General features: G+C 44.3%; 22 protein-coding genes. 11 read left to right on the forward strand and 11 right to left on the reverse strand.

Annotation, left to right across the window (positions count from 1 at the left end):
- Positions 1–47: 47 nt before the first annotated feature.
- Together KI743_RS03000 and hmpA are read right to left on the reverse strand one after the other, a co-directional pair.
- Entirely contained in the window at positions 48–881 is an 834-nt protein-coding gene (locus KI743_RS03000; RefSeq protein ID WP_285464823.1) for an EAL domain-containing protein, read from the reverse strand.
- A 689-nt stretch (positions 882–1,570) separates the two neighbouring features.
- The gene (gene hmpA, locus KI743_RS03005; RefSeq protein WP_285464825.1) at positions 1,571–2,767 is read right to left on the reverse strand and encodes an NO-inducible flavohemoprotein; all 1,197 of its coding nucleotides are present in this window, start codon (positions 2,765–2,767) and stop codon (positions 1,571–1,573) included.
- 353 nt (positions 2,768–3,120) lie between these two features.
- Between hmpA and norR the strand changes: the two genes are divergently transcribed.
- Positions 3,121–4,722 (forward strand): nitric oxide reductase transcriptional regulator NorR, encoded by a 1,602-nt coding sequence (norR, locus tag KI743_RS03010; RefSeq protein ID WP_032552685.1) that lies wholly within the window; start codon positions 3,121–3,123, stop codon positions 4,720–4,722.
- Positions 4,723–4,810: 88 nt separating this feature from the next.
- Positions 4,811–5,170, forward strand: a complete 360-nt coding sequence (locus KI743_RS03015) for a glutaredoxin (protein WP_032552686.1) — start codon at positions 4,811–4,813, stop codon at positions 5,168–5,170.
- A 135-nt stretch (positions 5,171–5,305) separates the two neighbouring features.
- On the opposite strand, the gene KI743_RS03020 is transcribed toward KI743_RS03015, so the two are convergent.
- Positions 5,306–5,950 (reverse strand): OmpA family protein, encoded by a 645-nt coding sequence (locus KI743_RS03020; protein ID WP_285464827.1) that lies wholly within the window; start codon positions 5,948–5,950, stop codon positions 5,306–5,308.
- Between the two features lie 300 nt (positions 5,951–6,250).
- Between KI743_RS03020 and KI743_RS03025 the strand changes: the two genes are divergently transcribed.
- The 6 genes from KI743_RS03025 to KI743_RS03050 all read left to right on the forward strand — a co-directional run bounded on the left by KI743_RS03025 (position 6,251) and on the right by KI743_RS03050 (position 11,742).
- On the forward strand, positions 6,251–6,877 hold the full coding sequence (locus KI743_RS03025) for a thiol:disulfide interchange protein DsbA/DsbL (RefSeq protein ID WP_150869693.1): 627 nt from the start codon (positions 6,251–6,253) through the stop codon (positions 6,875–6,877).
- Between the two features lie 45 nt (positions 6,878–6,922).
- The gene (locus KI743_RS03030; RefSeq protein WP_032552689.1) at positions 6,923–7,396 is read left to right on the forward strand and encodes an FKBP-type peptidyl-prolyl cis-trans isomerase; all 474 of its coding nucleotides are present in this window, start codon (positions 6,923–6,925) and stop codon (positions 7,394–7,396) included.
- A 168-nt stretch (positions 7,397–7,564) separates the two neighbouring features.
- Positions 7,565–8,152, forward strand: coding sequence for a TetR/AcrR family transcriptional regulator (locus tag KI743_RS03035; protein WP_285464830.1), 588 nt, complete (start codon positions 7,565–7,567; stop codon positions 8,150–8,152).
- A 136-nt stretch (positions 8,153–8,288) separates the two neighbouring features.
- Entirely contained in the window at positions 8,289–9,317 is a 1,029-nt protein-coding gene (locus tag KI743_RS03040) for an NADP-dependent oxidoreductase (protein WP_285464832.1), read from the forward strand.
- 9 nt (positions 9,318–9,326) lie between these two features.
- Positions 9,327–9,944: a glutathione S-transferase family protein gene (locus KI743_RS03045; RefSeq protein WP_285464834.1), complete on the forward strand. Its 618-nt coding sequence runs from the start codon at positions 9,327–9,329 to the stop codon at positions 9,942–9,944.
- A gap of 109 nt (positions 9,945–10,053) precedes the next feature.
- The gene (locus KI743_RS03050) at positions 10,054–11,742 is read left to right on the forward strand and encodes an RluA family pseudouridine synthase (RefSeq protein ID WP_285464835.1); all 1,689 of its coding nucleotides are present in this window, start codon (positions 10,054–10,056) and stop codon (positions 11,740–11,742) included.
- Between the two features lie 33 nt (positions 11,743–11,775).
- On the opposite strand, the gene KI743_RS03055 is transcribed toward KI743_RS03050, so the two are convergent.
- Entirely contained in the window at positions 11,776–12,141 is a 366-nt protein-coding gene (locus tag KI743_RS03055; protein WP_285464837.1) for a DoxX family protein, read from the reverse strand.
- Positions 12,142–12,258: 117 nt separating this feature from the next.
- Here KI743_RS03055 and KI743_RS03060 point away from each other — a divergent pair, with 117 nt between their 5' ends.
- A complete protein-coding gene (locus tag KI743_RS03060; protein WP_285464839.1) occupies positions 12,259–13,158 on the forward strand; it encodes a LysR family transcriptional regulator in 900 nt (299 codons plus the stop codon).
- Positions 13,159–13,287: 129 nt separating this feature from the next.
- On the opposite strand, the gene KI743_RS03065 is transcribed toward KI743_RS03060, so the two are convergent.
- Positions 13,288–14,454 (reverse strand): D-alanyl-D-alanine carboxypeptidase family protein, encoded by a 1,167-nt coding sequence (locus KI743_RS03065; protein WP_285464840.1) that lies wholly within the window; start codon positions 14,452–14,454, stop codon positions 13,288–13,290.
- Positions 14,455–14,619: 165 nt separating this feature from the next.
- The gene (locus tag KI743_RS03070; protein WP_285464842.1) at positions 14,620–15,192 is read right to left on the reverse strand and encodes a DUF4136 domain-containing protein; all 573 of its coding nucleotides are present in this window, start codon (positions 15,190–15,192) and stop codon (positions 14,620–14,622) included.
- A gap of 269 nt (positions 15,193–15,461) precedes the next feature.
- Here KI743_RS03070 and KI743_RS03075 point away from each other — a divergent pair, with 269 nt between their 5' ends.
- Positions 15,462–15,716, forward strand: a complete 255-nt coding sequence (locus tag KI743_RS03075; RefSeq protein WP_032552699.1) for a YgjV family protein — start codon at positions 15,462–15,464, stop codon at positions 15,714–15,716.
- Positions 15,717–15,766: 50 nt separating this feature from the next.
- Here the strand turns inward: KI743_RS03075 and KI743_RS03080 are convergent, their stop codons facing one another.
- Positions 15,767–17,242 carry a diguanylate cyclase domain-containing protein gene (locus KI743_RS03080; RefSeq protein WP_285464845.1) on the reverse strand — a complete coding sequence of 492 codons (1,476 nt, stop codon included), beginning with the start codon at positions 17,240–17,242 and terminating at the stop codon, positions 15,767–15,769.
- 242 nt (positions 17,243–17,484) lie between these two features.
- Entirely contained in the window at positions 17,485–20,652 is a 3,168-nt protein-coding gene (locus KI743_RS03085) for a chitinase C-terminal domain-containing protein (protein WP_285464846.1), read from the reverse strand.
- A 452-nt stretch (positions 20,653–21,104) separates the two neighbouring features.
- On the opposite strand from KI743_RS03085, the gene KI743_RS03090 reads away from it, so the two are divergent.
- Positions 21,105–22,691 (forward strand): BCCT family transporter, encoded by a 1,587-nt coding sequence (locus tag KI743_RS03090; RefSeq protein WP_285464848.1) that lies wholly within the window; start codon positions 21,105–21,107, stop codon positions 22,689–22,691.
- A gap of 109 nt (positions 22,692–22,800) precedes the next feature.
- Here the strand turns inward: KI743_RS03090 and KI743_RS03095 are convergent, their stop codons facing one another.
- The 3 genes from KI743_RS03095 to KI743_RS03105 all read right to left on the reverse strand — a co-directional run bounded on the left by KI743_RS03095 (position 22,801) and on the right by KI743_RS03105 (position 25,207).
- Positions 22,801–23,502 carry a lipoate--protein ligase gene (locus tag KI743_RS03095; protein WP_285464850.1) on the reverse strand — a complete coding sequence of 234 codons (702 nt, stop codon included), beginning with the start codon at positions 23,500–23,502 and terminating at the stop codon, positions 22,801–22,803.
- 217 nt (positions 23,503–23,719) lie between these two features.
- Entirely contained in the window at positions 23,720–24,613 is an 894-nt protein-coding gene (locus KI743_RS03100; RefSeq protein ID WP_285464852.1) for a transglutaminase-like domain-containing protein, read from the reverse strand.
- Positions 24,614–24,703: 90 nt separating this feature from the next.
- On the reverse strand, positions 24,704–25,207 hold the full coding sequence (locus KI743_RS03105) for a GNAT family N-acetyltransferase (protein ID WP_285464854.1): 504 nt from the start codon (positions 25,205–25,207) through the stop codon (positions 24,704–24,706).
- Positions 25,208–25,211 lie beyond the last annotated feature (4 nt).

Genomic DNA, 25,211 nt, shown 5'->3' on the forward strand with positions numbered 1-25,211 from the left:
TATGTGTTGTGTTTGTTGTTCAAATGCTAATTGATTCTAATCGAAAGCTAGCATTTCAGGTGGATGCTAGTAAATGCGTTGGTTTTTATCGTTTTTTCGATTTTTGCTTTGTGATTAACCGTGCGCTGAAATGGGTGCTTACGTGGAAAAGATAAGTAGTACCCTTGATACAAATTGGAGCCGTATGCCTTCGCCAATTCCAGCTGCTCAATACACTCAATGCCCTCATAAATCAGCATCGTATTTTTTAATCCGCAAATCACTTTCAGCTCTTCTAATTCTTCCGTTAACCCAACCTGGCTCGCCACCAGCAGTTCTCGGCTTACTTTGATATAGTCCGGACTGATCGCTGCAACCCTTGAGAAACCGGACCACCCCGTACCAAAGTCATCAACCGCAAGTGACACGCCCTGAGAGCGGATTTTATTAATACCATCGTAAAAGTTAGTGATCTCATCGATTGGGCAGTAATCCTCAACTATCTCAACTACGATCTGCTCTAGTTTGATACCAGTTGTCAGAATATGCTTGACGCAATCATTGATTAAACTGTCTTGTTTAGACAAAGCTCTAAAGAAACATGGGCTAAAGTTTAGAAACAGTTTGGTTTCTTCGTTGTAAATCTCTGACTCTATGAAGCCTCGAATGTGCATTACATTGATTGCAAATTTAACTTTAAACTCGAGGTCGTCATCCAACTTCTCTAGAAAATTAAACAACTTTTTAGGACTGACACCCTCACCGTTTTTAGTTGCTCGACAAAGAGCTTCGTAGCCGTGAATTACCCCCTCTTCGGTTTTAATTTCTTGGTAAACGCTCTGTATTTTGTATCCCAGTATCTGTATTTCAAGAACCTGTTCATCTTTGTTATAAGTGATCATTTTCTGTCTCATTTTTACTTATTTGCAAGCAAATTTACTAATTTTAATTCGAACCACTTATTGAGTTGTTTTGAATGAATATGTGTCCAACATTCATTTTATGTGGCAAAAACAGTATACGGCAGCCAAAAAGGTGCAACTAGTGACACATAGGGAGGATTGGATTAGCGTCACAAAGGATACATCTCTTACATAAACTTACGCAGATCAATTGATTTACCGAATTGATCAGCTAATTAGGCAAACCTGTATTTACTAAAACTTTATTTGAAGAAATAAAAAATAGAAAAGGACACAACTTACGCAAAATTAGAGTTAAAACTCTATAAATTGCGCAATATATCAGCAGTTACACGCGCTTACATGTAGAGTGTTGTAAAGCACACCAATAGAAGAGTTGATCTTTTGAGGCTTTACTTAGACCGCACCCTCAAATTAACAATATGATATATAACGGTATTTTTGGCCCAAATATGATTGCTTTGCTCTTCTGAGCGATATCATTATATGGAATAGAGCTCACCTGAAACTCAAACAAGTCCGCTTTATGAAGTTCGCTTGATGTGCTGTTATCGTTCTAGTGGCTGAATTCACAATAGATCTCCAGTAGCGACTGCCTAATCCGCCACTTCACGATCAAAAAAGGCCCCACAAATGTGAGGCCTCGTAGCGATAAGTTAGGATTCAATCTAAAACTGAGAGTGAGGTCCAAACACTTCGTAGTGTACTCGAGAGCGATCGATGTTCAGCGCATCCAGCTGTTCAACGATATTCTTCATAAAGCCAACTGGGCCACAGATGTAGAAATCGCTGTCTTCGAAGCCTGCAGCTTCGCTCACTTGAGATAAGTTCATCTGACCTTCCAACACGTTTTCACACTCCGTTGAAGGCTTGTTCATGTACCACGTTTTTGCTGACCAACCTTTATCAGCAACAATGTCAGACACACGTTGGGTAAATGAATGCTGCTCTACTTTTTCACATGCGTGAAGGTACAGAACTGGCTCGTTTTTCTGCTGTTTGCTTAAGTACTCCAGCATAGATTGCATTGGAGTAACACCCACACCTGCAGAGATCAAGGTTACCGGCTTTTGACGCTCTTGATAGAAGAAGTCGCCCGCTGGCGCGTAAAGCTTCACTTCATCGCCCACCTCTACAGAGTTATGTAGGTGATTTGAAACGAGACCTGAGAACTGACCGCCCTCACCTTCACGTTTAACCGAAATACGGTAAGTTTCACCGTTTGGTGTATCTGAAAGCGAGTACTGACGAATTTCATTATTCGACGCACCTTCAGGTTTCACTTCAATACCGATGTATTGACCCGGAACATAATCCAATACTGGACCATTGTCTTTAGGCTTGAATACAAAGCTCTTAACCAGATCAGATTCTACAATCTTTTGCTCTACAACGAAGGTTCTCGCGGCTTCCCAACCACCCACGGCCAGTTTACGCTGTAGGTAAAGCTCACCTTCACGATCAATGAAAATTTGAGCAAGGAAAAGATACGCAGCCGTCCACGCCTCTTCAACTTCTGGTGTAAACGCTTCAGTGGCTAACTCACGTAATGTTTCAATGAGATGGTGGCCAACAATTTGGTAATGTTCTGGTTGGATATTAAAGCTGGTGTGTTTTTGAGCGATGCGTTCAACAGCACCTTGCAGCGCCGCTAAATTTTCAATGTTCTTTGCGTAAGCAGCAATAGCCTCAAACAGTGCAACACCTTGGCGTCCAGTTTGTTGATGAGTCATATTGAAAATGTCTTTCAACTCTGGATTATGAGAAAACATACGTTGATAAAAGTGTGTTGTTAACGCTGGGCCAGCACTCTCAAGTAGTGGGATCGTAGACTTGATGATATCGATATGTACATTGTTAAGCATGAATTTACTCCGAACACTGAGCCTTGTGACATGTGTGTCACTTTGACTACCTTTAAAAAATAAGAATGACTGTTCGACTTTTTGAGATCTAAGTTATTTTGACTTGTTTTTATTTCAAAAAATCACAAAAGCCAATTAATAAACATCGATTGATTGAGATCAAAAATACATCAATAAATCATTGGTATAATTAGCCTTCGATGTCTCTTTTGCACATTCAGTGCCAACTTTCCCAACTCCCGTCATCACTAGCTTTCGAGCAAAAATACACTTTATAAAAATGTCAAAAAGACCTTTTATTTGAGTCATTAAGACTCTATCATGTACATAAACCCACGCAGTTAGAGTGAATCATGCAAGATATCTCCGCATCAACCCTTATGGAAATGACCATCGGCCTTGCCAGTGGTGTTAACGACCAAGACCGCTTCAATCGCCTTATTGATGCGATTCGTAAGACGATTACCTGTGACTGTGTGGCGTTATTGAGTCTCCAAGGCGATACGCTGGTACCTATTGCTATGCAAGGTCTCAGTCGAGACACTTTCGGACGCCGCTTCATCATTTCAGAGCACCCACGTTTTGATGCAATTTGTGCTTCTAAAACTCCTGTTCGCTTCGACTCTGATAGCACGCTGCCTGACCCGTTCGACGGTCTGCTGATCGACCATGATGGCGATCTTCCAATGCACGCTTGTATGGGGCTACCACTTCTTTTTGGCGACAAACTGCTTGGCGTTCTTACCTTAGATAGTCTTACGCCAGATGTTTTCGCTAACATTCCAGCGCGCAACTTAGAGGTATTGGCAGCCATTGCCGCTTCAACCATGCAGATGGCCCTCACCTTCTCTCAACTAGAGAGCCAAGCTAAACAGTCAAAGCAGCTGTTAGAAGAGCTTAATGAAGAAGCTTGGGAACGCGAAGGCGGAGAGCTCATTGGTAAAAGCGATACCATGATGGCTCTGAAAAACGACATCGCTGTCGTTGCTCCTTCTGAGTTTAATATCCTCATCCATGGTGAAACCGGTGTTGGTAAAGAACTGGTTGCTCGAACGTTACATCATCAGTCTGCACGTAAACGCAAACCCTTGGTCTACGTAAACTGCGCGGCTATACCTGAAAATTTAGTTGAAAGTGAACTGTTCGGCCATGTACGTGGCGCATTTACTGGTGCTGACAAAAACCGCTCTGGTAAGTTTGCTTTGGCAGATGGCGGCACACTGTTCTTAGATGAGATTGGCGAACTGCCTCTAGCCGCGCAAAGTAAACTGTTGCGTGCGCTACAAAACAATGAGATTCAGCCTGTCGGCCAAGACAACATTCAAACCATTGATGTACGTGTACTTGCGGCCACTAACCGTGATTTAAAACAAGAAGTCGAAGATGGTAACTTCAGAGCGGACTTATACCACCGACTGAGTGTTTACCCTATCGCTGTGCCAGCGCTTCGTGAACGCGGGGATGACACTAGCCTGCTAGCGGGATTCTTCTTAGAGCAAGCTCGACGCAAGCTGGGTATTAATCAGATCAAATTCCGCTCTGATGTATTGGTATTCCTGAATCGTTATAACTGGCCAGGTAACGTGCGTGAGCTTGAACACGTAATCAGCCGTTCGGCACTCAAAGCATTAGCAAGAAGCACCAACAAACGTTTAGTGACCATCACTAAAGAAGATTGTGGGCCGCTGGATCAAGAGCTCGCGCTCAATTCACCCGCTTCCAATACACAAGGTCAAGGCTCAATGGCAGCGCCTGAAATTGACCTATCAGAAGGTTTACGCGGTGCAACAGAAGATTTCCAAAGAACCATCATTACTGATGTTCTCGAACAAGCGAACTTCAACTGGGCTCAAGCCGGTAGAACATTAAAAACCGACAGGGCTAACTTAACTCGCCTTGCTAAGCGATTAGGTCTTAATGTCGCCAAGTCGCACAGTATTGAACGAACGAAATAGAGTTTCACAATTGTTACGAGCATCTTTCTAGACTTGTGTATATAATGCTGCGAATTGTAATCCTAATTGTGAAAATATAGAGATAATTATGAAGTTTATCCGTTGGTTCCTAGGCCGCATCATTCTGCTACTTAACTTTGTATTTACGCCGCGTGGCGTTAAACGCTCAGCTGAAGATCAATCTAAAGTTGATGAACAAGCAAAGAGCTACGCTCTGTATCAATTCGAAGCTTGTCCGTTCTGTGTAAAAGTGCGTCGAGCAATGAAGCGTCAATCTGTAAAAATTGAGCTGCGTGATGCGAAAAATAACGATCAACACCGCGCTGAACTTGAAGCTGGTGGTGGTCGAGTGAAAGTACCATGCCTTCGCATTGAGAAAGACGGCAAAACGGAATGGATGTACGAGTCTTCAGACATCGTTGCATACCTAGAAAAGAACTTCGCTTAACTCTTTCTCAAAATAGCAGTCGTTCTCCAAGTAACATGTGTTCTTCAAGTAACAGTTGCTCTTGAAAGCCAGAATCAAAAAATCCCTCGTCGTTGAGGGATTTTTTATATCTGTGTGTAGGTGGTGGTAGCTGGACTATTTAGCAACGATCAGCATTAACTCCACTCGTCGATTACACGCTTTGCCCTGAGAAGAGGCGTTGGTACATGCTGGAACATATTCACCGAAGCCACGCGTATAGATAGATTGACTCGATACGTAATTGCGCTCCAATCTCGCTTTCACCTCTTTCGCTCGCTGCTCTGAGAGAGGATCGTTAATTTGGTCGTTACCCGTGTTGTCGGTATGCCCCTCAATGACGATATCGATGTCCGAACGCTGTGAAAGGTAGCTACCTAACGTATCTAACCAGTGATCATTCACAGGAGCCGGAATTGCCGAACCTGTTTTAAAGTTCACGTGATGGTTCAATTTCACCATTACGTGATTACCCGGTAGCACTTCGTAATCAATGCGATTTTGTCTGAGGAAGACTTCAAGCGGGTCATCGGTAGAAATGCCTACGCCGTAATTGGTGGTGATGGTTTTCTGTGAAGAGTTTTGTGCTTGACGGTAATTGGTCACAACACGTGTCTCTTGTACAACGCCCCACTCTGGGTACATCACATCGTAGTCAGTTTGTGGTGCGGTCTCCAACATGTTACCGCCCAGCATTGCCATTGAGTCGGTGGCTTCACACCCTACCAACGCCAAACTGCAAATCAGTGCTAAATACTTCATTAATTCATCCACCACGTAAACGTATTACTTCTACCAAACTCTATATCGGCGGCTTTGCTATAACTTTAGCCCAAACTTACGATCCATTTGAATAAGGCGTAGGTAAGCCACTGGAGTTATACCCTTTCATCGACATATGGAGTGTTCCAAGCAAAAAGTGGTTTAGATCACAGTTAACAGGGAATTGGCTGCTCACTGCTCAACACATCGACCTGTTTGCATTTAATTACTTTATAATTGTTTTCCTATTCCCACTAAATCGTTAGAATTCACCGACTTTTTAACGCTAGAGTAAATTATATGTTCAAGCCATTTACCCAATTATTTGTTGCTCTTATCGCCGCAGTAACCCTAGCTGGTTGTAGTGAAAGCAATGAGCCGCAAGCCGGCGTTCAATACGAAGCGCTTCCTGTTGCGCTAACTGAATACGACCTATCTCCAGTGACAGAAATCTTTTCGCTTAACTGTGGCCACTGCCGCACAATGGAGAGCGCGATTCCTGAGATCGAATCACTGACTAACCAGAAGATTGGTAAGGTACATGTTACCTTTAATGAAAGCGCTCAAATCAGCGCAATGATCTTTTACACTGCCGTAATGCAGTTGAATGACACGCCAGACCATGCCTTCATGGAAGACCTATTTGCCGCTGTTCAGATGGGTGGCGACGCAACACCAGAAGCTCGCCAGCAAGCTCTGGAAACGGCGTTTACTTCTCGCGGTTTAGTAAGCCCATACCAACTAGAAAAAGAGCAGCAAGTTGCGCTGTTTGAGTACGTGCAAAAAGCCGAAGAGATCTCTGTAAAAGGTCAGATCAACTCAGTACCGACCTTCATCGTTAACGGTAAATACCAAGTACTGACTGCGGGTCATCAAGACTTGGAAGGTATCGGCAAAACCATCAACTTCCTTTTGACTCAGCCTTAATGGTTGATTTTCAACAACAGATTATTTTTATAAATAGGTTTCAATATGTCTAAATTTGTCATTCCAATTATTGTTTTCATCATGGCTGGTTTCATGATTTACCGTACTTGGACTAACCACAAAGCTGGTTCTGAGAACTTCGAACAAGGCCAACAATTCCTTATCGAAAATGGTAAAAAAGCGGGCGTTGTAACGACAGAGAGCGGCCTGCAGTACCTAGTACTTGAAGAAGGTACTGGTACAGAACACCCAACGAAGAACAGCCAAGTTACGGTTCATTACCACGGCACTCTGATCGACGGTACAGTTTTCGATAGCTCAGTAGAGCGTGGTGAGCCGATCACATTTGCACTTAAGCAAGTAATCAAAGGCTGGCAGGAAGGTCTAACTTACATGGTTGAGGGCCAAAAAGTTCGCCTTTTTATTCCTAGCACGCTTGGCTACGGCAAAGGTGGTACAGGTCCAATCCCACCTTCAGCAACTCTGATCTTCGACGTAGAGCTACTATCAATCAAGTAACCTGCTAACGAAACAGTGACAGCCCTGCCAAGTAATGCAGGGCTTTTTTATGCCAATCAGTAACCAACCTTCATCCCGATTTTTTGTCAGCCTCTGACCCAATCATAGATAGAGTCAAAGAAAACCAACCAACTAGACGACTGGTCTAATTTTATTTATAGTATCGCCATGAATCAGAAAACAAACGACACACGCCTACACATTTTAGATGTCGGCTACGAGCTTATCGTAAATCAGGGTTTTACGGCTGTGGGGTTATCTCAACTGCTTAAGGCTGCTGATGTTCCAAAAGGCTCTTTTTATCACTACTTCAAATCAAAAGAAGCTTTTGGTGAGGCCTTGATTGAGCACTACTTTGATAGTTACTTAACAAGAATTGAGTCTATCTTGGTACACGGGCAAGGTGATCATGCAGAGCGGCTGCTCGATTATCTATCTCGCTGGCGTGATACGCAAAACGGTGTTTGCAACGCTCACAAATGTTTGGTTGTGAAGCTCTCAGCAGAGGTATCCGATCTTTCTGATTCAATGCGACTCGCTTTGCAAAAAGGTGCTGACAGTGTGGTTCAGCAAATGGCCACGTGTTTAGAAAATGGCGTTAAAGAAGGTTCTATCACTTCGATGGACCACCAACAAGTTGCTAAGAATCTATACTCGCTCTGGTTAGGCGCTAGTCTTTTAAGCAAGTTGAGCCAAAGTCCAGACACGTTAGACAGTGCTTTTGACGAGACAAAACGTATCATCGCACTAGCTTAGTCACTCAAATGACACGAACATAACAACGACTCTCCCGCTTACGTATTTTACCGTCTACGTATAAAAAGGCGGGATTTTTAGAAATCAAAACTAGACGACTGGTCTAATATTTAACAGCGATCATTAAGGATATCCAATGACTGATAACAACAGAAGAATCGTGCTCGCCTCTCGCCCCGTTGGCGCACCTACGCAAGACAACTTTCGACTAGAAACCACCGCAGTGCCAAGCATTAAAAATGGCGAGGTTCTACTACGTTCTATTTACCTATCACTTGATCCGTACATGCGTGGTCGAATGAATGACGCAAAATCCTATGCAGAACCGGTAGCGATTGATGAAGTGATGGTTGGCGCAACAGTCTGCCAAGTAGAACAGTCACAGCATTCAGATTATCAAGTTGGCGAATGGGTATTGGCATATACCGGTTGGCAAGATTACGGCGTTTCGAACGGTGAAGGCTTAGTAAAGCTGGGCATGGAACCGAGCCACCCTTCTTTCGCCCTCGGCATCATGGGTATGCCAGGTTTCACCGCTTACATGGGCTTACTCGATATCGGTCAGCCAAAAGAAGGGGACACTCTTGTAGTTGCAGCGGCTACAGGGCCAGTAGGCGCAACTGTGGGTCAAATTGGTAAGCTTAAAGGCTGCCGAGTTATTGGTGTTGCTGGTGGGGAAGAAAAGTGTCGCCATGCTAAAGAAGTACTTGGTTTTGATGAGTGTATCGACCACAAAGCAGAAGACTTTGCAGAACAGCTAGCCGCAGCGTGCGACAAAGGCATTGATGTCTACTTCGAAAATGTAGGAGGAAAAGTCTTCGATGCGGTTATGCCATTGCTAAACACAGGTGCGCGCGTACCTGTTTGTGGCCTGATCTCTCAATACAACGCAACATCACTTCCAGACGGTCCTGATCGCATGTCGGCACTGATGGGAATGCTGCTAGTGAAGCGCATTAAGATGCAAGGGTTCATTATTTTTGATGACTACGCACACCGTTACAACGAGTTCGCAACTCAAATGGCAGATTGGCTAGCACAAGGCAAAATTCAATATAAAGAACAGGTGGTTGAAGGATTTGAAAATACGCCTCAAGCCTTTATCGGGCTTTTGCAAGGTGAGAACTTCGGCAAACTCGTCATTAAAACTAATCAAGCAAAGTAGGCAATAACTATGATCACTCTACACCACTTAAACAAGTCTCGCTCAAAGCGAATCATCTGGCTACTAGAAGAGCTGGGCGTTGATTACCAGATCAAGCCATACTTGCGCGATTCCGTGTCGTTTCTAGCACCACCTGAATTAAAATCAGTTCACCCTCTCGGCAAATCGCCTGTAATCGAAGATCAAGGAATGATCATTACTGAGTCGGGCGCCATTACAGATTACCTCATTGAAACATACGGTAATGGTCGTTTTGCACCACAAAGAGGGACTAAAGAGCACCTCGAATACAGTCAGTGGCTTCACTTTGCAGAAAGCTCCGGCATTCTGCCGCTTCTACTTAAGATCTTTGTGGCAAAAGACGGTTGTGAAACCAACTTCTTGGCGCAATATGCTGAAGACGAAAACAGTAAGATCATGGCTTACTTAGAGCAATCGCTTGAAGGAAAAAGCTACCTTGTGGGAGAGACTCTTACCGGTGCAGACTTTATGATGTCATTTATTGTGGAAGCGATGGATAACTTTGGTGCATCACACACCTATCCTAACCTTGTCGCTTACACCGAGCGTCTTAAATCTCATCCAAGTTTCCAAAAAGCGGATGAGATCGAGCAAAAACACGGCTAGTTAACCACTACCTCGAAGCCAAAGTACGTTTTAGCGCTGCTTTGGCTTCTCATTTGACTTCATTTCGTCAACAATACCGAGCTCTATCGTTCGTCAAAGAGTTCATCCCATGCCACAGCGTCTTTTGCACTTCACGCCACTGTATACCGTTCCGGCTGACCATCACACACTACCAGACCGTTTTACGTTCCCGTATTACTACACGCCTCATAAAACGTGTGAACTGGCGATGCTCGATTTGCAATCACGCCTACAAAAAGCAGATATTGACGGAGACTCTTTTGGTCAGCTCTATGCAGTATTGCTTACACAAGACCCAACCACAGGTGAACTTGGCTATTTGGCGGCGCATGGAGGGTTAGCACTTGATGAAAGCCTTGTTGTCTCACTGTCTTCAATTGAATTTGTGCCTTCTGCTTTTGAGAAAGCCCAATACGAACTAGAGTGCCGTAGTTTAATCGACCAAGTTACATCGCAAGCTAAACAGATCGAGACTTTCGAACAACGCCATAACCTTGCTGAGCTTCATACCAGACTCGAATCATCTAAAGAACAAGCTGCAACGGAAATTGCCAACTTCCAAAAGCAAATGGCAGCGAACAAAGCACAACGCGATGCTCTTCGTGCTAACTATGAAGCGTCTATACAATCAAGCTCGGACAACTCTGAGCACACTGTTAAAAACAGCGACCTTCTCAAGCAGTTAGGTGCAGAAAGCAGTCAAGAGAAGCGTGATCTCAAGGCTTTGAGAATTCAATGGAAACAAGCGATCGCTGAGCTGCAATCAAACATAAATACAATAGACGCCACCCTTCGCGATCAACGCCAGCAATATTCTGAACTTTCTGCGCAACTAGAAGAACAGCGCTTGTCGCATTATCACTTTCTCAATGCGAATAATCAGACCAAATCACTGTTGGAACTTTTGAACGGTAAAGAGGCTCTAGAGGGGGCTGGTGATTGTTGCCTACCAAAACTCCTAAATTTCGCCTTTAAACACAACCTAAAACCACTTGCTCTTGCCGAGTTCTGGTGGGGTCGTCCACCGCGTCAAGAAATACGTCAGCATGGCAATTTATACCCAGTTTGTCAGAGCCGAAGTTTCGAAATTCTGGAGCATCATCTTGAAGGCATCGAGTTAGAAGATAACCCTCTAATCGTGAACCCAGCAGTTGGTAAGCATTTCGATATTGTTTATAAAGACAAAGAGATTGTTGTGGTGAATAAGCCTGCAGAATTCCTGTCTGTTCCAGGGAAGTTTATCGAGGACTCCGTCTACTCTCGGATTAAAGCGCGATACCCAGACGCAACGGGACCACTCATCATACATCGCCTAGATATGTCGACTTCAGGTTTATTGATACTTGCGCTCACAGCGGAATCAAACCGCCATATCCAAAAGCAATTTATTGAGCGGACTGTCGAGAAGCGCTACACCGCCTTACTTGATGGGGACATCAAAGGTGAAAGTGGTGATATCAGCCTGCCATTACGAGGCGATATCACCGACCGCCCAAGACAATTGGTTTGTCATCAATACGGGAAAAAAGCGGAGACCCATTGGCAAGTGGTACGTCGAGGTGACGGCAAGACCAAGGTTCACCTCTACCCTAAAACAGGACGAACGCATCAACTTCGTGTTCATTGTGCTCACCCTGATGGTCTAGGCACTCCAATTACGGGCGATGACCTGTACGGCTATAAACGCGACCGCCTCCATTTACATGCGGGCTACTTAAAACTGGTGCATCCAACAACTGGGGAGTGGATCGAATTCGAAGTACCCAGCGAGTTCTAACAAGCTAAGAGGTTTGACTTATTGACGCTGCTCCTAATGAAACAGCGCAATCAATGGATAAGCAACATAACTTGATAATGAAAGCGTCACCATGGCAGGTATCCCAGCCTGCCATGAGTCAAAGCGTAAATGAAAGAATATCGCGCCGATTGAAACTACAGCCAATAATAACGCCCCCAAAGACACAACTAACTCAGGTACCCATCCAACCAAGCCCAATAACAGAGACACCGCGCCAGTAAGCTCTAAACACCCTACTACAAACATGATTTGTCTGTTTAACCCATAGTTCTTAAAAAACGCCAACTGAGTTTCAAATACCTTTTTCTGCCACCCTAACGTCTTAATTGAACTCGCCAACATAAAAAACACGATCAATACAATACTCACTACGTTCATGATACTACCCACCTTGTTCATTTCTGCTTTCTAAAACACTGACGACATTTGAACATTCTTAACTAACTGGTTAAATGCTAATATTTAGATAGTTAAGATTCCCAAATGGAATGCAAAATGGATAAAATTGACTGTATTAAGGCGTTTGTTGTTACCGCTCGACTCAACAGCTTTACGTTGGCATCCGAAGAGCTCGACACCACTCAGAGTGCTGTGAGCAAAAAAATTGCGTGGCTAGAGAACAACTTAAAGCTCACCCTTTTTCAGCGTAATAGCCGAAAGATCTCATTAACCCCGGCTGGACGAGACTATCAACAATACTGTTTGCGACTATTAGACGAGATGAGCAGTTTCGAAGCTAAGTTGACTCGGGAGGCTCAATCCGTTGAGGGAGAAATAAAAATCTCAGCCCCCTCAGCCTTCTCAAACCAAGTCCTCACTCGCGCACTCAAGGCGTTTATGGTTCAACACCCAAAGATCAGGATTAATCTGAGTGTCAGCGATAGCTTCGTTAATTTAAATGATCACACGATTGATCTTGCGATTAGAGCCTCTCAGCTCAGTGACTCAAACTTAAAAGCAAAGCTGTTATTTAAAAATCATGTTCATTATTACGCTTCGCCAGATTATGTGGAGCGCCATGGTTTGCCTGAGACACCAGCGGATTTGATTAACCATCAATGCCTTACATATTCGCTGATGAAGCCATCCAGCGACTGGATCTTTAAAGACTCGAAAGGAACCGAAACAAAAGTTCGAGTTAATGAAAGCTTCTCGACTGACAGTCCAGAAACGTTACTGAATATGAGTAGGCTTGGCCTGGGGATCTGTGCCTTGCCAAGTTGGATGGGAAAAGAGTGGGTACAGCAGGGTCAATTGATCGAAGTGTTACAGCCTTGGAGCCATCAAAAGCTCCCTATGTATCTGCTCTATCACTCCAGTGACTACCTTCCTGTTCGCTTGCGCGCCTTGATCGATTTCCTTGCAGACTACTTCGCAGAATATGCTATCGACTAAGAGTTGATGCAGTAAAAAATGGACCTTTTACACTCTGATGTAGAATACAAAAGGTCCATTCGTCATCAAGTAACAGCTAATTGCCCAACTTCGCAAATCAGCTCATGCAGGATAATGCGAAGTCAAAGCTTAGAACAAGTTAGTAAAGAACAGCTTGATATGGTCAAGAATTCGCTTGAAGAAGCTCCCCTCTTGTACAGACTCTAACGCGACCAATGGTTGAGTCTTAATATCTTCACCATCAACGGTGTAGTGAACCACACCCAAGGTTTGACCTTTTTCGATCGGTGCTTTCAAATCAGAAGTCAGTTCAACCGACGCTGATAGTTTTTTGCCGTCTGCTTTTGGTAGCGTAATGTAAGTATCTTGGTCGACACCGAGCTTAAGTGTGTCTTGCTCACCAAACCATAGCCTCTCTTCTGAGATCAAGTCTCCGCTTTGATGTGGATTTAGTGTATCGAAAAATCTAAAACCGTAGCTCAGCAGCTGTTTGCTATCCGATTCACGACCTTTAATGCTGCTTGATCCCATGACTACCGCAATCAAACGCATCTCACCCTGTGTTGCAGAACTCGCCAAGCTGTAGCCCGCGCCAGAGGTGTAGCCCGTTTTCATACCATCAACATTCATGCTTCGATCACGCAGCAAACCATTACGGTTATGCTGAGTGATACCGTTATAGCTGAACGAACGCTCACTGTATAAACCGTAAACATCTGGTAGATCGCGAATAATTGCACGACCTAACAACGCAATATCGTAAGGTGTTGAATAAAGGTCCTCAGCATCGAGTCCATGAGCATTTGCAAAGTGCGTGTTTTCTAGGTTAAGAGACGCCGCCCATGAGTTCATTAGGTCGACAAAGGCACCTTCAGAGCCAGCCACATGTTCAGCAATAGCCACACTGGCATCATTGCCCGATTGGATAATCAAACCGCGGTAGAGATCCATCATATCGACATTGGTATTAACTTCGATGAACATCTTGGAGGAATCTGGGAAGTTTTTGGCCCACGCGTTTTCGCTGATTCTAACTTTATCGTCCGCTGAGATGTTACCACGCTTCATCTCTTGACCAGCGACGTAACTGGTCATCAACTTGGTTAAGCTCGCAGGATTCAATTTCGTATGCGCATTATTTTCAACTAGGACTTCACCTGAGTTGAAATCCATTAAGACATAGCCTTTTGCGCCCAGGCTAGGAGGAGAAGGGACAATCGTTGGTGCTGCCATTACAGCATTACTCGCAGCCAATAAACCAACAAGGGAAAGTGAATATTTAGCGAACAATTTCATTAGATCAAACCTGAGTTAACGTTTTGTTCAGTATAGCTAAATACTGAGAAAAGACGCCGAAACTTTACGTTGCTTTACTCAAATGAACCTTTAGTTACAAATTTCAATTGATAGCTTGAATTATGTTCAAATATTGAGTCAATATTATTGGCCTAACTAATGATTCTATCGGTTAGGTATATCTCTGAATAACCTATCAACAAAACTCGATATACGTTGGTCGAGCTGCGAATGAGTTAGCCCACCTTGAATGCCAGATTGTGCCAGTGCTTGCCACTGTATAACTGCGCTATTTGGAAGCAAAAATACGATATATAGCGACCCTTTTTCTGCTTTTTTACCCTTTTCGTTATAAAAAGGGACGCCAGTCGAAAGATTCAATCGATTCAAGATAGCTTGGTCACTCAGCTCTGACTCTTGCGCTAGGCCAAAGCCAATGACAACGTCACCTTGGGCACCATTATTAGCTGATCGATAGCCCTTTTGCGTCAAATGGTCTTCAATTGCAGAACGAACAATATCGGTGACTTCTGTCTTGTTGTAGTTTTTGGAAAGGTAAGCTTGTTCTGAACTTGGGTGCCATGAATACGTCTGTACGCCCTGATTCATAAACGTAAAGCCACCACTGGTTACCACACCGAAATCATGCTTCATCGGCGTAGGCTCTGTTGTGCATCCCATCAAACTAACCGCCAAGATAACGCTCGCTAAAAAGCCGCCTAGATATTTATTTTTCATTCGTCGCTTCCTTTTCGTTATATGTTCTACAATTGGATTCAACACCAACACATTCAGTAATTATATTATCCAAAAACCTTTTAAACGTTTGCGTAATCGCTAACCTTCACTTTCACTCGTTTTGGGGCTTTTATCACAAAAAAAGGCTTGCTATAGTCAGCACCAGTTAAACAAAACCAGACCATTCGAGGCACGGAGCTTCCTCAATAATCTCATGAAGAGAAGGATTGGTACCGACACTGTATCGGCAAAACTAAGAGGGTCCAACAATGGAATTTAATATGGTTGAAATTTTAGGTTACGCAGCATCTATCATGGTTGCGATTTCATTAACTATGAAAGACATCGTTCGCTTACGTGTTCTTAACTTTATTGGTTGTGCTCTCTTCACTGCTTACGGTGTAATGATTGATGCATGGCCAGTAGTAGCGACCAATGGTTTCATCGCAATCGTAAACGTTTATTTCCTTGCTAAAATGCAAAAGGAAAAAAAAACGGAAGCGTTAAAAGCTGCTAAAGCTTAGCATTCGAATCTGATAAAAAGCCCGAACAATTAATCTTGTTCGGGCTTTTTTCATATGCAGTGTTTAATATGAGGCAAACACTCCCAATTAGGACTTGAGTAACACTGGGTGTTGTTCCTACCGGCCTCCTTTGCTCGATAGAGCGCAGCATCAGCCTTCTCTATGACCTTTTCGACGCCTTGATTCACTGGTGCATAACAACAACCTGCACTAATTGTGATCTGTCGGCACAACCCATGAGTCTTCTCCACATCCAAACGTATTGTCTCTGCCAACTCCATCAATTCAGCTTGTTCACAATCAAATGTCACAACGACAAACTCTTCTCCTCCATAGCGTGCTATCAAACGATTTTCTGTCTCATACTCCTTCAACTTAACAGCAACGGCCTGAATCACTTTATCTCCTTGTGTATGGCCAAAATCGTCGTTAACACGTTTGAAATGGTCGATATCGAGCAGAACAACCCCTATGTGTGAAACAGGTGCCTGATGCTTTTGTATTCTGACTTTAAACTGTTCCATAAAGCTTCTGCGACTGTTGATCCCTGTTAGATAGTCAAGACTCGCCAGTTCTAACATTTTATCGTGTCGATTCTTGAGATAGAGGACTAACACTGAAATGATCGCTATTAAGCTGGCAAAGAGCGCCATCAGGCTAACAAACAGCAAACTATGATTCTTATTTAGCTCTTGTTCAGAGATACCAGCAACAATTACCCAGTTCAGGTAAGGATAAAACTTGTAGAAGATATTTTTAGTCGCCACTCCAGACTCATTTTCTAAATCAAACTTAACGTGTCCTTCTCGATTATTAAGAACCTGTCGGATGAAACTCTGAGAGGTTGACTCAACCACGGATTCAAAGGCTCTATTATCAAACTGGTTCTGTAGAATACGCTTCCCATCAAGATCAACGATATAGATGTAGCCACTCTCGCCATAGGCATACTTACTGAGTTTTTCCTTCAACTGCACCTGATCCACCAAGAACATCAATTCATCTTTATAAGTCGTTGCTACCAAGGTATTGCCGCTCGGCAACTTTCTCGAATACGCAACTTTTGGCCTCATCCCTGTTTCATGAGGGTTGGCGTGATAATACTGCGATACACCTTCTTCCAACTTCAGTTGCCGCTGAATATGCTCTACGTTTGATCTGTCCTGACCTTGCAAAAATGGGTGATATAAATGAACGCCGTCAGGGGAAAGCAAATAGAGATAACCGGATTGCCCTACTTTTAATGTATTTGCGAGATCCGCCAGTTGTTGAGCTTCTGGTAGCTGTTTATGGCTCTCTACATAAGAGTGAGCTGTATCAATAACTCCCTTTAGATACGTTTTAATCGCTTCATTAACCGTCGTATCCACAATGTCATAGCTCGCATTTACGATGGTATTAAAAAACACTTGGTTGGATTCCAATAACGCTTCTTTAGTGCGATTAAATTGGATGGCAGACAGCACCATAGAAACCGTGGCCAGTGCTATCGAGAAGTTAAGAATATATTTACGTTTGAATTTCAAAATTACCCCATGCGCCCTCACTACAACAGTGTCTGGCTTTTGCCCTCAATAAGCAGCGAGTTTTATATCACAAACGGTAGGGGGTATGAATTAAGGTATTGCCTTTAAAAACGTTTGATTCATTGATATGTGACCAATACCAAAAACGCCACATTGATAATATCAATGTGGCGAATTTATAATTTTATAAACACTTGTTTTATAAATGTTTTTCTCAGTATTGAGAATTCATAGTCATCATTTTACTGACAAACAACAGTCCAACTACCATCACTACCTGGCTCTGAACTTGTCCACCAATTAGCTTGATAAATGCTACCGTTGTGAACCACTTGGTCACCCGTGTTTGCATGGCTTGGGTTACCGGCCCAGTCTTTCTGAGGCAGATCTGGGTACACAGTTAAGCCTGCAGTATCACAAGTACCAGGGTTTGTGCCACCATCGCCAGGGTTACCGCCACCAGAACTGATATCACCTAGAGGTAAATCTGGTTGCTCAAAGCTAAACGCATAATCGACACCACCCACGTTAACGGCATAGTTTGCAGGGCCTGAAATTGGTAAGTAATACACCATGTCCAGCTCGTACACGCCACCAGCAGGCAGTTCTTTCCATGCAGGTAATGTGAAGGCTACGCGGTGCATAGTACCGTCTAAACCACCGATGTTATCTGCACGAGTATGACCCGAAGCAATCACCGTCAAGCCACCACCAGATTGATCTTTCGCGTTATCTGGTGCAGATACAGGAATATCAAACTGGAACTCTGTACCGCCAGGCAGTGCCTGACCCGTATTGTTGGTAAACGTGATCTTAGGATTAATTGGGTAGTTTTGGTCACCGACTTTGAAGCCACCAACCGATACTGCGATGTCTAATGCTTCGGTAGGAATTGCGCCAGTCGCGACTTTGTTGCCATATGGCGTTGCCGACTTAAACTTATCGTAGATAGCTTTAGTCATTGTGTTACCCATGTGGAACTCACCGTTACCGCTGTTACACGCTTGCTCTGTGGTATCAACCGTTGTGCGGTTGCCACTTGCATCAAGTACATAACAGTTGTAGTCGCCAGCCAGTTCCCAGAACATGATGCCGCCGATTTCTTTGTCGATAACGTAGTCCGCTTTCACGTTGATAGATTCTTTATCTTCCGTAGAAAGGAACACGCCTTTTTCAGCATTCCATAGCCAAGGTGCAACCGCAACGCTGTCGTAGTTACGTGTGTAAGTACCTCTTAAGACATCCGTTGGATCGTTTACAGGATCAAGCTTGTAAGCATCCGCATAAGAACCCCAAATGCCTTTCTCTAGGTTCTTCGCATGCCACATTGGGTTCGAGCCTGCACCCATTTCATTTCCTTTAGGATCGGTATCGTGCCACATGTTATCGATACCAATCGCGCCATGACCACAGTTGTTCTTCTCGCCTTCACCTGTACCAGCGGCACATTCAGATTGATTAGGCAGTGCAGCTCGGCCCCAAAGACCATTTTCACCACCTGTTACACCCTGCCAACCACGCGTGTAGTAAGGCACACCGATGTTAATACGACCAGCTGGCATTGAACCGCGGAAGTAATGGTAAGCCCAATCCGTGTTCAGGTAGCCAATACCGCCATAAGCCGCCGTGTCGTATACGTTCCACTGTGCTAGCTCTGAATCTTTACCTGTATCAAACAAGGCAGCGTTATGACCAACGTGATCATTCCAAGCACCGTGAAGGTCGTAAGACATGATGTTCACATAATCGAGATATTGAGTGACATCGAATGTTTCCATGCCGCGTAATAGGTAGCCAGAAGAAGGGGCTGCGATAGTTAACATGTAGTGTGTTCCATCTTCAGCAGACGCCACATCAAGCTTCTCACGCAGTACTTTCATCAATACTTGGTATGAAGCCCATAGGTACTCGCGACGCGGTTCCATGAAGTCTTTGTCGTATGGGTTGCCCGCGCCTGCCATTGAGGTTGGGTACTCATAATCGATATCTAGGCCATCGAATTGATACTTACGCAGCATTTCAACCGCTGATGTCGCGAATGTTTCGATGCCTTGGTGGTTGATTGAACCATCAGCATTGGTCGTCATAGTGTAGAAACCACCATCAGCAACACGGCTGCCGTCTGTGGCAAAGTGACCGCCAGTCTCCGCCCAACCACCAATTGAGATTAACGTTTTAACACCGTGTTTTTTCTTGGCTGTTGCGAGCGCACCAAAGTGACCTTTAAAGCCTAATGCAGGGTCAACCTCTACGCCCGGCCACTCTTTACCGACAGCAGCATTATTTGGATCATTTACATCACCAACATTCACTTTGCCATCTGAACCGATGCTCACGAACGCGTAGTTAATGTGTGTGAGTTGTTCCCAAGGAATATCATTTACCAAGTAAGCTGCTTGCGGGTCGTCCCCTGCACGCCAACTGGTGAAGTAACCAATCACACGACGAGGGTGATCCGCGCCCATTTTCTCACGGCCTTCATCATCGTAAATGGTACAGTAAGGAACATCGACACCTTGCGTTTGATACAAGCCATCAGGACGACATGTACTCACCGTAGGAGCACCATTCACCTTTAAAGAAGCCAAGGCTGAATCCGTTGTCGCACCTTGATCGTCGGTTGCTTTAGCGTAAACAGCTAAAGTACCTGCTTGAGTGGTTGTGTAGTCAAGCGTATACGGGCTTGTTGCAGCCGTTCCAACTAAAGAACCTGCCACATAAAAATCAACTTTATCAACCGTACCATCACTGTCTGCAGCCGTTGCCGTGAGCGTTACCACGCCACCTACATCGACAGAAGCCGCTGAAAGTGCAACAAATACCGTTGGCGCTTCATTTCCAGGTTGCAGTGAATCGACAGAAACAGATACCGCGCTTGCTACACTCGCTGCACCTTCATTGTCTGTTGCAACAACAGATACCTGATGGTTGCCCGATGTTGCAGCCCAAGCCGCTTCAAATGGTGCCGCTGTGACTACAGCAACTGAAGTACCATCGACAAAGAATTCTACTGAAGCGACACTACCATCAGCATCAAGTGCCGTTGCACTTAACACGACATCATCACCCTCAACGATCACATCTGACGCGGCAGGTGCTGTTAACGAAGCGGTTGGCGCTTCATTTGGCGTGCCACCGCCTCCGCCGCCACTACACACATCAATCTTTTTCCATTGTGCATAGTCACCTTCAAATTGGCTCGGGTTGTTGTTTTGATTCCAGTAATTCGCTGAGTACGCGCTGCCGTCATGTGAAACCTGATCACCGCCAGTATATACGGTCGCAGAGTCCCATGTTTCTAATGTTGAACAATCAACAGCTGCATAACTGTTGAACGCCATTAAGCATGACGCGGTGAGTGTGCTGAGTGTGAAAACCTTCTTGGCCACTCTTCCTTGGTTTAGGTGCATGTGTGCTATCCCTTAAGTTGTTGTTTCAAGATGTTTAATTTCGGTTGTATTCGTACGACCACTTAAATCTCTTCGCAAAACAACTGTAGATAACAAAGCCAGTTTCGCACTTAGAATATTCACTATTTATAAAATGACTCGCAAATAATTGCTTACACTCTGCAATGACTCGACACTTATTTTGCACCGACAACTAATATTAAATTTATTTCGCAAAGCTAAAAAAATAATCGCTATTCATCGTTAAAGCCCGTATCTAAAACATGGGCAAGATGAGCTTAAAGTAACCAAAAAGGACAGATTTATAGGAGGAATGGATTTCTTTTTGCAATTCGCCGACTTTCTGGTGATAGATATGTTAGTATCTGCGACTTTTTTGACGAACCTCACATTTTCAAAGGGAGATGTGCGGGAAATACACAGGCTTCACGGCCAAATATAGCGAACAAATAATGTCTAACTTGACGCAAGTCGCCAACGAAAACATCAACGCAGAATCTACTTCTATCAACTTCACTAAAGCCCAGTCTCTGGGTGAAAAGCTCGAACTTGGAAACCCAGTGTTCTGGCTCAGCGGCAGTTTTTTAACGCTCTTTGTCGTTCTCGCTTTTACCAACACTTCAGCTTTGTCTGCACTGGTCAACATCGGTTTTAGCTACTCTACTCAATGGTTCGGTGCTTATTGGCAAGTGCTATTGTTGCTCAACTTTATTCTCGGTTTACTGCTAGCACTGGGCCGCACAGGTCAAGTTCGTTTAGGAACGCTTGACCTACCAGAAATGTCCACTTTCAAATGGATGTCGATTGTTCTTTGTACCCTACTTGCAGGTGGTGGCGTGTTCTGGGCGGCGGCTGAACCAATCGCTCACTTCGTCTCTGCACCGCCTTTGTATGGTGAAGCGGATCCACAAGCAATGGCGTTCAACGCGCTTTCTCAGTCTTTCATGCATTGGGGTTTTCTTGCTTGGGCAATCTTAGGCGGTTTATCTTCTATCGTATTGATGCACCTACATTACGACAAAGGTCTGCCTCTAAAACCTCGTACTCTGCTTTATCCAGTTCTAGGTGATAAAGCAATTAATGGTTGGATTGGTAACGTGGTTGACGCATGTAGCATCGTTGCTGTCGCTGCGGGCACTATTGGTCCTATTGGCTTCCTTGGGCTTCAAATTAGCTACGCACTGAGCAAACTATTCGGTATCACCGACAACTTCGCGACACAAAGCGTAGTTATCCTGTTTGCTATTGCGATGTATACCCTTTCGGCATTAAGTGGCGTCAACAAAGGCATCCAACTAGTGAGCCGTTACAACATCATCTTGTCTGTATGCCTGATCGGCTACATCCTTGTTGTCGGCCCAACAAGCTTCATCGTTGACGGCTACTTGCAAGGCATGGGCGAAATGATCGACAACTTTATCCCTATGGCGCTTTATCGCCAAGATACCGCGTGGCTTGGTGGCTGGACAGTATTCTTCTGGGGTTGGTTCTTAGGTTATGGTCCAATGATGGCGATCTTTATTGCTCGTATTTCGCGTGGTCGCACCATTCGCCAAATGATCGTTTCTATCAGTATCGTTGCTCCATTGGTAACCTGTTTCTGGTTCAGTATTGTTGGTGGCAGTGGCCTAGCATTTGAGTTAGAAAACCCAGGCGTGATCTCTAGTGCGTTCGAGGGCTTTAATCTTCCGGCTGTATTACTAGCTATCACTGCACAACTGCCATTTCCGACTCTGATTGCAATACTGTTCCTTATCCTGACCACCACGTTCATCGTAACGACAGGTGACTCAATGACCTACACCATCAGTGTGGTTATGACAGGCACCACTGAACCAAACGCAGCGGTACGCACCTTCTGGGGCATCATCATGGGTGCAGTGGCTATTGCGCTAATTTCTATGGGCTCTGGCGGCATCTCTGCTCTTCAGTCATTCATTGTAATCACCGCAGTTCCTGTCTCATTCATCTTATTGCCGTGTCTATGGCACGCACCTAAGATCGCGACGCAAATGGCAAAAGAACAAGGTATCGCCTAATACCAAAGCCGACAAACTTCGGCTCAGTATTAAAACAAAAAGCCACTCTAGGGTTCACCAGGGTGGCTTTATTTTATCTGTTCCGTTGTTTCAGCATCAGAAACTCGTACTAAGCATACTTAATGAAGGCTTGAGTTAACTGCTGAAAAAGTGAGTCTACGCTAGGCAGAGGCTTCACATGCTCAGACAACAGAGTATGAACGTGCGGGTCTATAACGGTTGGATTACCGCATATTTGATTATAAAAATTAACAGGCGCAACACTGCTCTCTAAGTCGACATCTAACAAAATACAGGCTTGCGAAAGGACTATTTGACCGCCACCGCGTTTAAGCAAAACACGCTGAGCCGTACCTACTATTTTCTGTTTGTTGATATTGAGGTTGTAGTCGCCATCACAATAAGAACCGGGAGTCGCATGCACATCCACATCGACGCCCAAGTCTTTAAAAAACAGAGTTAAGACATTGCATAGATGTAGATACGCTTTTTTGATGTCGTAGGCTTCATTACTAGGCCAATGATAAATATGCGATAGGTTAATAATCCCCGGCAACTGGGGGACGGGAGCGCCACCTGTTTTTCGCGAAGAGAGTTGCCAACCTTGCGCCTCAAGTTGTTTTCGAGACTCTAAGGTTACTGGCCACTTTTTACCTGAAGGCAAAACGAGTGTCGGCGCTTTTGCTTGCCACAACAACAAGGCTTGTCCAATCTCACCAGACTGAATTTGCTGCAGTAGCTCATCTTCTTTTTCAAACGCACGATCAACATCTATGTGCGGGTAACGTACAAGTTTATTCGTTAACTTCAATGCGCTATTCCTCTAAAACTAATCGTGAACTCATATCAACTATTTCTCTGCAGTTGAGATTTTCAACATATCTCACATTATTGATGCCATATATTAAGAATCATAAACAGTATCATTGCCCTTGCGGCATTAAGGCCAATTCCTGAACTTCTTGGCAAGACCTACTGCATAGCTTCCTTTGAGCTAACTCTTTACTCAATGACACCTAAGCTTAAAACTATAGAGAAGCATAAAGCTCACTCAGTGTTGGGAATTTTGTAGTATTCCAGTCACTAGGAAGCCTGATCGCTTCACACGATTCCACCAGTTTGTGCGCCTGCGTCGCGTCCCCAGAACAACTCACTTTGGCAAGTTCATCGAGTAAGTGAAGTTCATCATCATTAGAAACTGGGGCCATGAAGTGAGGCAAGATCCCCCAACCGATATCCCATGTGTGCATTTCATATTTAGACAGCGCGAACAGGTCGCGAATCAGGCTCGCTTTAATAAAGGCTAGCCCTTTAAAATCGGCAAAACCGAACTTCCCAGCTGGTACTGAGTTTTCACGAGCGAGTTTCCAAGCCTGACCCGCAACTAAGAATTGAGATGACGGAACATCACACGGATCGAATTCAAACTTCAGAATGCGTTGATGAACGCCATCGAGCTGTGCATCAACCGATACCCAACGTTGACCATTCCAATATTCACAAACCCAGTGATCTTCGAAATGATCTGGCCCTAGATACACTGCGAAACCACTTCTTATACGAGCAGGCACTCCTTTCATCCTGAAGATAGAACACACCAAAAGGGAGAAGTCTCGGCAAATACTGACCACTCTATGATTCGGCGCTTTAATAACATGCGCAGCTTGCCCTGATTTCAACATGGCTAACGACAGCAAATCCTTCGCATATCGCGTCTGCATTTCAGTGCGTTGAATAGAAATGTCTATCTCTACACCATAATGCTCTAACCAATAAGCATGGATAAGGTTTCCTTGTACAAACTGACAGATTCCCTCGACATCATTTGGCACTTGCTTGATATCCAACTTAATACTGGCGAGGTCGGTAAATTCAGATGGTGTAATAAACTCAGAAATAACGGCATGTTCCATGACGTCCATATACTTCAATCCTTGTCAGAAAGTGAAAAGCTCAAAACTGGCGCGTTGTGCTTAAGGAAACAACACGGTTTTGAGGGTTAGGCATTGATTTTAAAGGGTGTAAATATGATCAGCGTAGAGCTTGCCACCAATGGTGTAAGCGTCTGGAACGACCTCTTTGAGTGAAAAACCACTTTTCAATAGCACTTTCTCAGACCCAATATTCCCCTCTGTTACAATAGCTTGAAATGAAGTGATCCCTTGCTGTTTGGTTGCCCAGCTAATAAGGGCCTTTAAAGACTCCGTACCAAAGCCGAAGCCATGAAACTTAGGTAAAATCAGATAACCGACTTCCGCAACACCATCGACCATACGAAAGCCCGTCACCCCAATCTTTTCGCCAGTCTCTTTGTTTGTGATAGTAAGACACAGCCAATGTGTTGAATCTTTATTCCAAGCAGGCAATCGAGATTCGAAAGCTTCTTTAATATCGGAAGGTGATGGTTCGTCAAAGCACAGTCGGATGACCTCTGGCTCACGATTTAAAGACTGAAAAAGGGCCCAGTCTTCGGTAGTGATTTGAGCCATGGTGAGTCTATCTGTGTTGATGATCATTGCG

Source organism: Vibrio sp. D420a (genome assembly GCF_030248625.1).
Taxonomy (GTDB): domain Bacteria; phylum Pseudomonadota; class Gammaproteobacteria; order Enterobacterales; family Vibrionaceae; genus Vibrio; species Vibrio fortis_A.

Excerpts from the sequence above, each read along its gene's own strand:
- KI743_RS03015 (WP_032552686.1), top strand. The coding sequence starts at position 4,811 with ATGAAGTTTATCCGTTGGTTCCTAGGCCGCATCATTCTGCTACTTAAC.
- KI743_RS03055 (WP_285464837.1), bottom strand. The coding sequence starts at position 12,141 with ATGAACGTAGTGAGTATTGTATTGATCGTGTTTTTTATGTTGGCGAGT.
- KI743_RS03040 (WP_285464832.1), top strand. The coding sequence starts at position 8,289 with ATGACTGATAACAACAGAAGAATCGTGCTCGCCTCTCGCCCCGTTGGC.
- KI743_RS03085 (WP_285464846.1), bottom strand. The coding sequence starts at position 20,652 with ATGCACCTAAACCAAGGAAGAGTGGCCAAGAAGGTTTTCACACTCAGC.
- KI743_RS03050 (WP_285464835.1), top strand. The coding sequence starts at position 10,054 with ATGCCACAGCGTCTTTTGCACTTCACGCCACTGTATACCGTTCCGGCT.
- KI743_RS03025 (WP_150869693.1), top strand. The coding sequence starts at position 6,251 with ATGTTCAAGCCATTTACCCAATTATTTGTTGCTCTTATCGCCGCAGTA.
- KI743_RS03065 (WP_285464840.1), bottom strand. The coding sequence starts at position 14,454 with ATGAAATTGTTCGCTAAATATTCACTTTCCCTTGTTGGTTTATTGGCT.
- KI743_RS03105 (WP_285464854.1), bottom strand. The coding sequence starts at position 25,207 with ATGATCATCAACACAGATAGACTCACCATGGCTCAAATCACTACCGAA.
- KI743_RS03075 (WP_032552699.1), top strand. The coding sequence starts at position 15,462 with ATGGAATTTAATATGGTTGAAATTTTAGGTTACGCAGCATCTATCATG.
- KI743_RS03045 (WP_285464834.1), top strand. The coding sequence starts at position 9,327 with ATGATCACTCTACACCACTTAAACAAGTCTCGCTCAAAGCGAATCATC.
- KI743_RS03030 (WP_032552689.1), top strand. The coding sequence starts at position 6,923 with ATGTCTAAATTTGTCATTCCAATTATTGTTTTCATCATGGCTGGTTTC.
- KI743_RS03090 (WP_285464848.1), top strand. The coding sequence starts at position 21,105 with ATGTCTAACTTGACGCAAGTCGCCAACGAAAACATCAACGCAGAATCT.
- KI743_RS03060 (WP_285464839.1), top strand. The coding sequence starts at position 12,259 with ATGGATAAAATTGACTGTATTAAGGCGTTTGTTGTTACCGCTCGACTC.
- hmpA (WP_285464825.1), bottom strand. The coding sequence starts at position 2,767 with ATGCTTAACAATGTACATATCGATATCATCAAGTCTACGATCCCACTA.
- KI743_RS03020 (WP_285464827.1), bottom strand. The coding sequence starts at position 5,950 with ATGAAGTATTTAGCACTGATTTGCAGTTTGGCGTTGGTAGGGTGTGAA.
- KI743_RS03100 (WP_285464852.1), bottom strand. The coding sequence starts at position 24,613 with ATGGACGTCATGGAACATGCCGTTATTTCTGAGTTTATTACACCATCT.
- KI743_RS03000 (WP_285464823.1), bottom strand. The coding sequence starts at position 881 with ATGATCACTTATAACAAAGATGAACAGGTTCTTGAAATACAGATACTG.
- KI743_RS03035 (WP_285464830.1), top strand. The coding sequence starts at position 7,565 with ATGAATCAGAAAACAAACGACACACGCCTACACATTTTAGATGTCGGC.
- norR (WP_032552685.1), top strand. The coding sequence starts at position 3,121 with ATGCAAGATATCTCCGCATCAACCCTTATGGAAATGACCATCGGCCTT.
- KI743_RS03070 (WP_285464842.1), bottom strand. The coding sequence starts at position 15,192 with ATGAAAAATAAATATCTAGGCGGCTTTTTAGCGAGCGTTATCTTGGCG.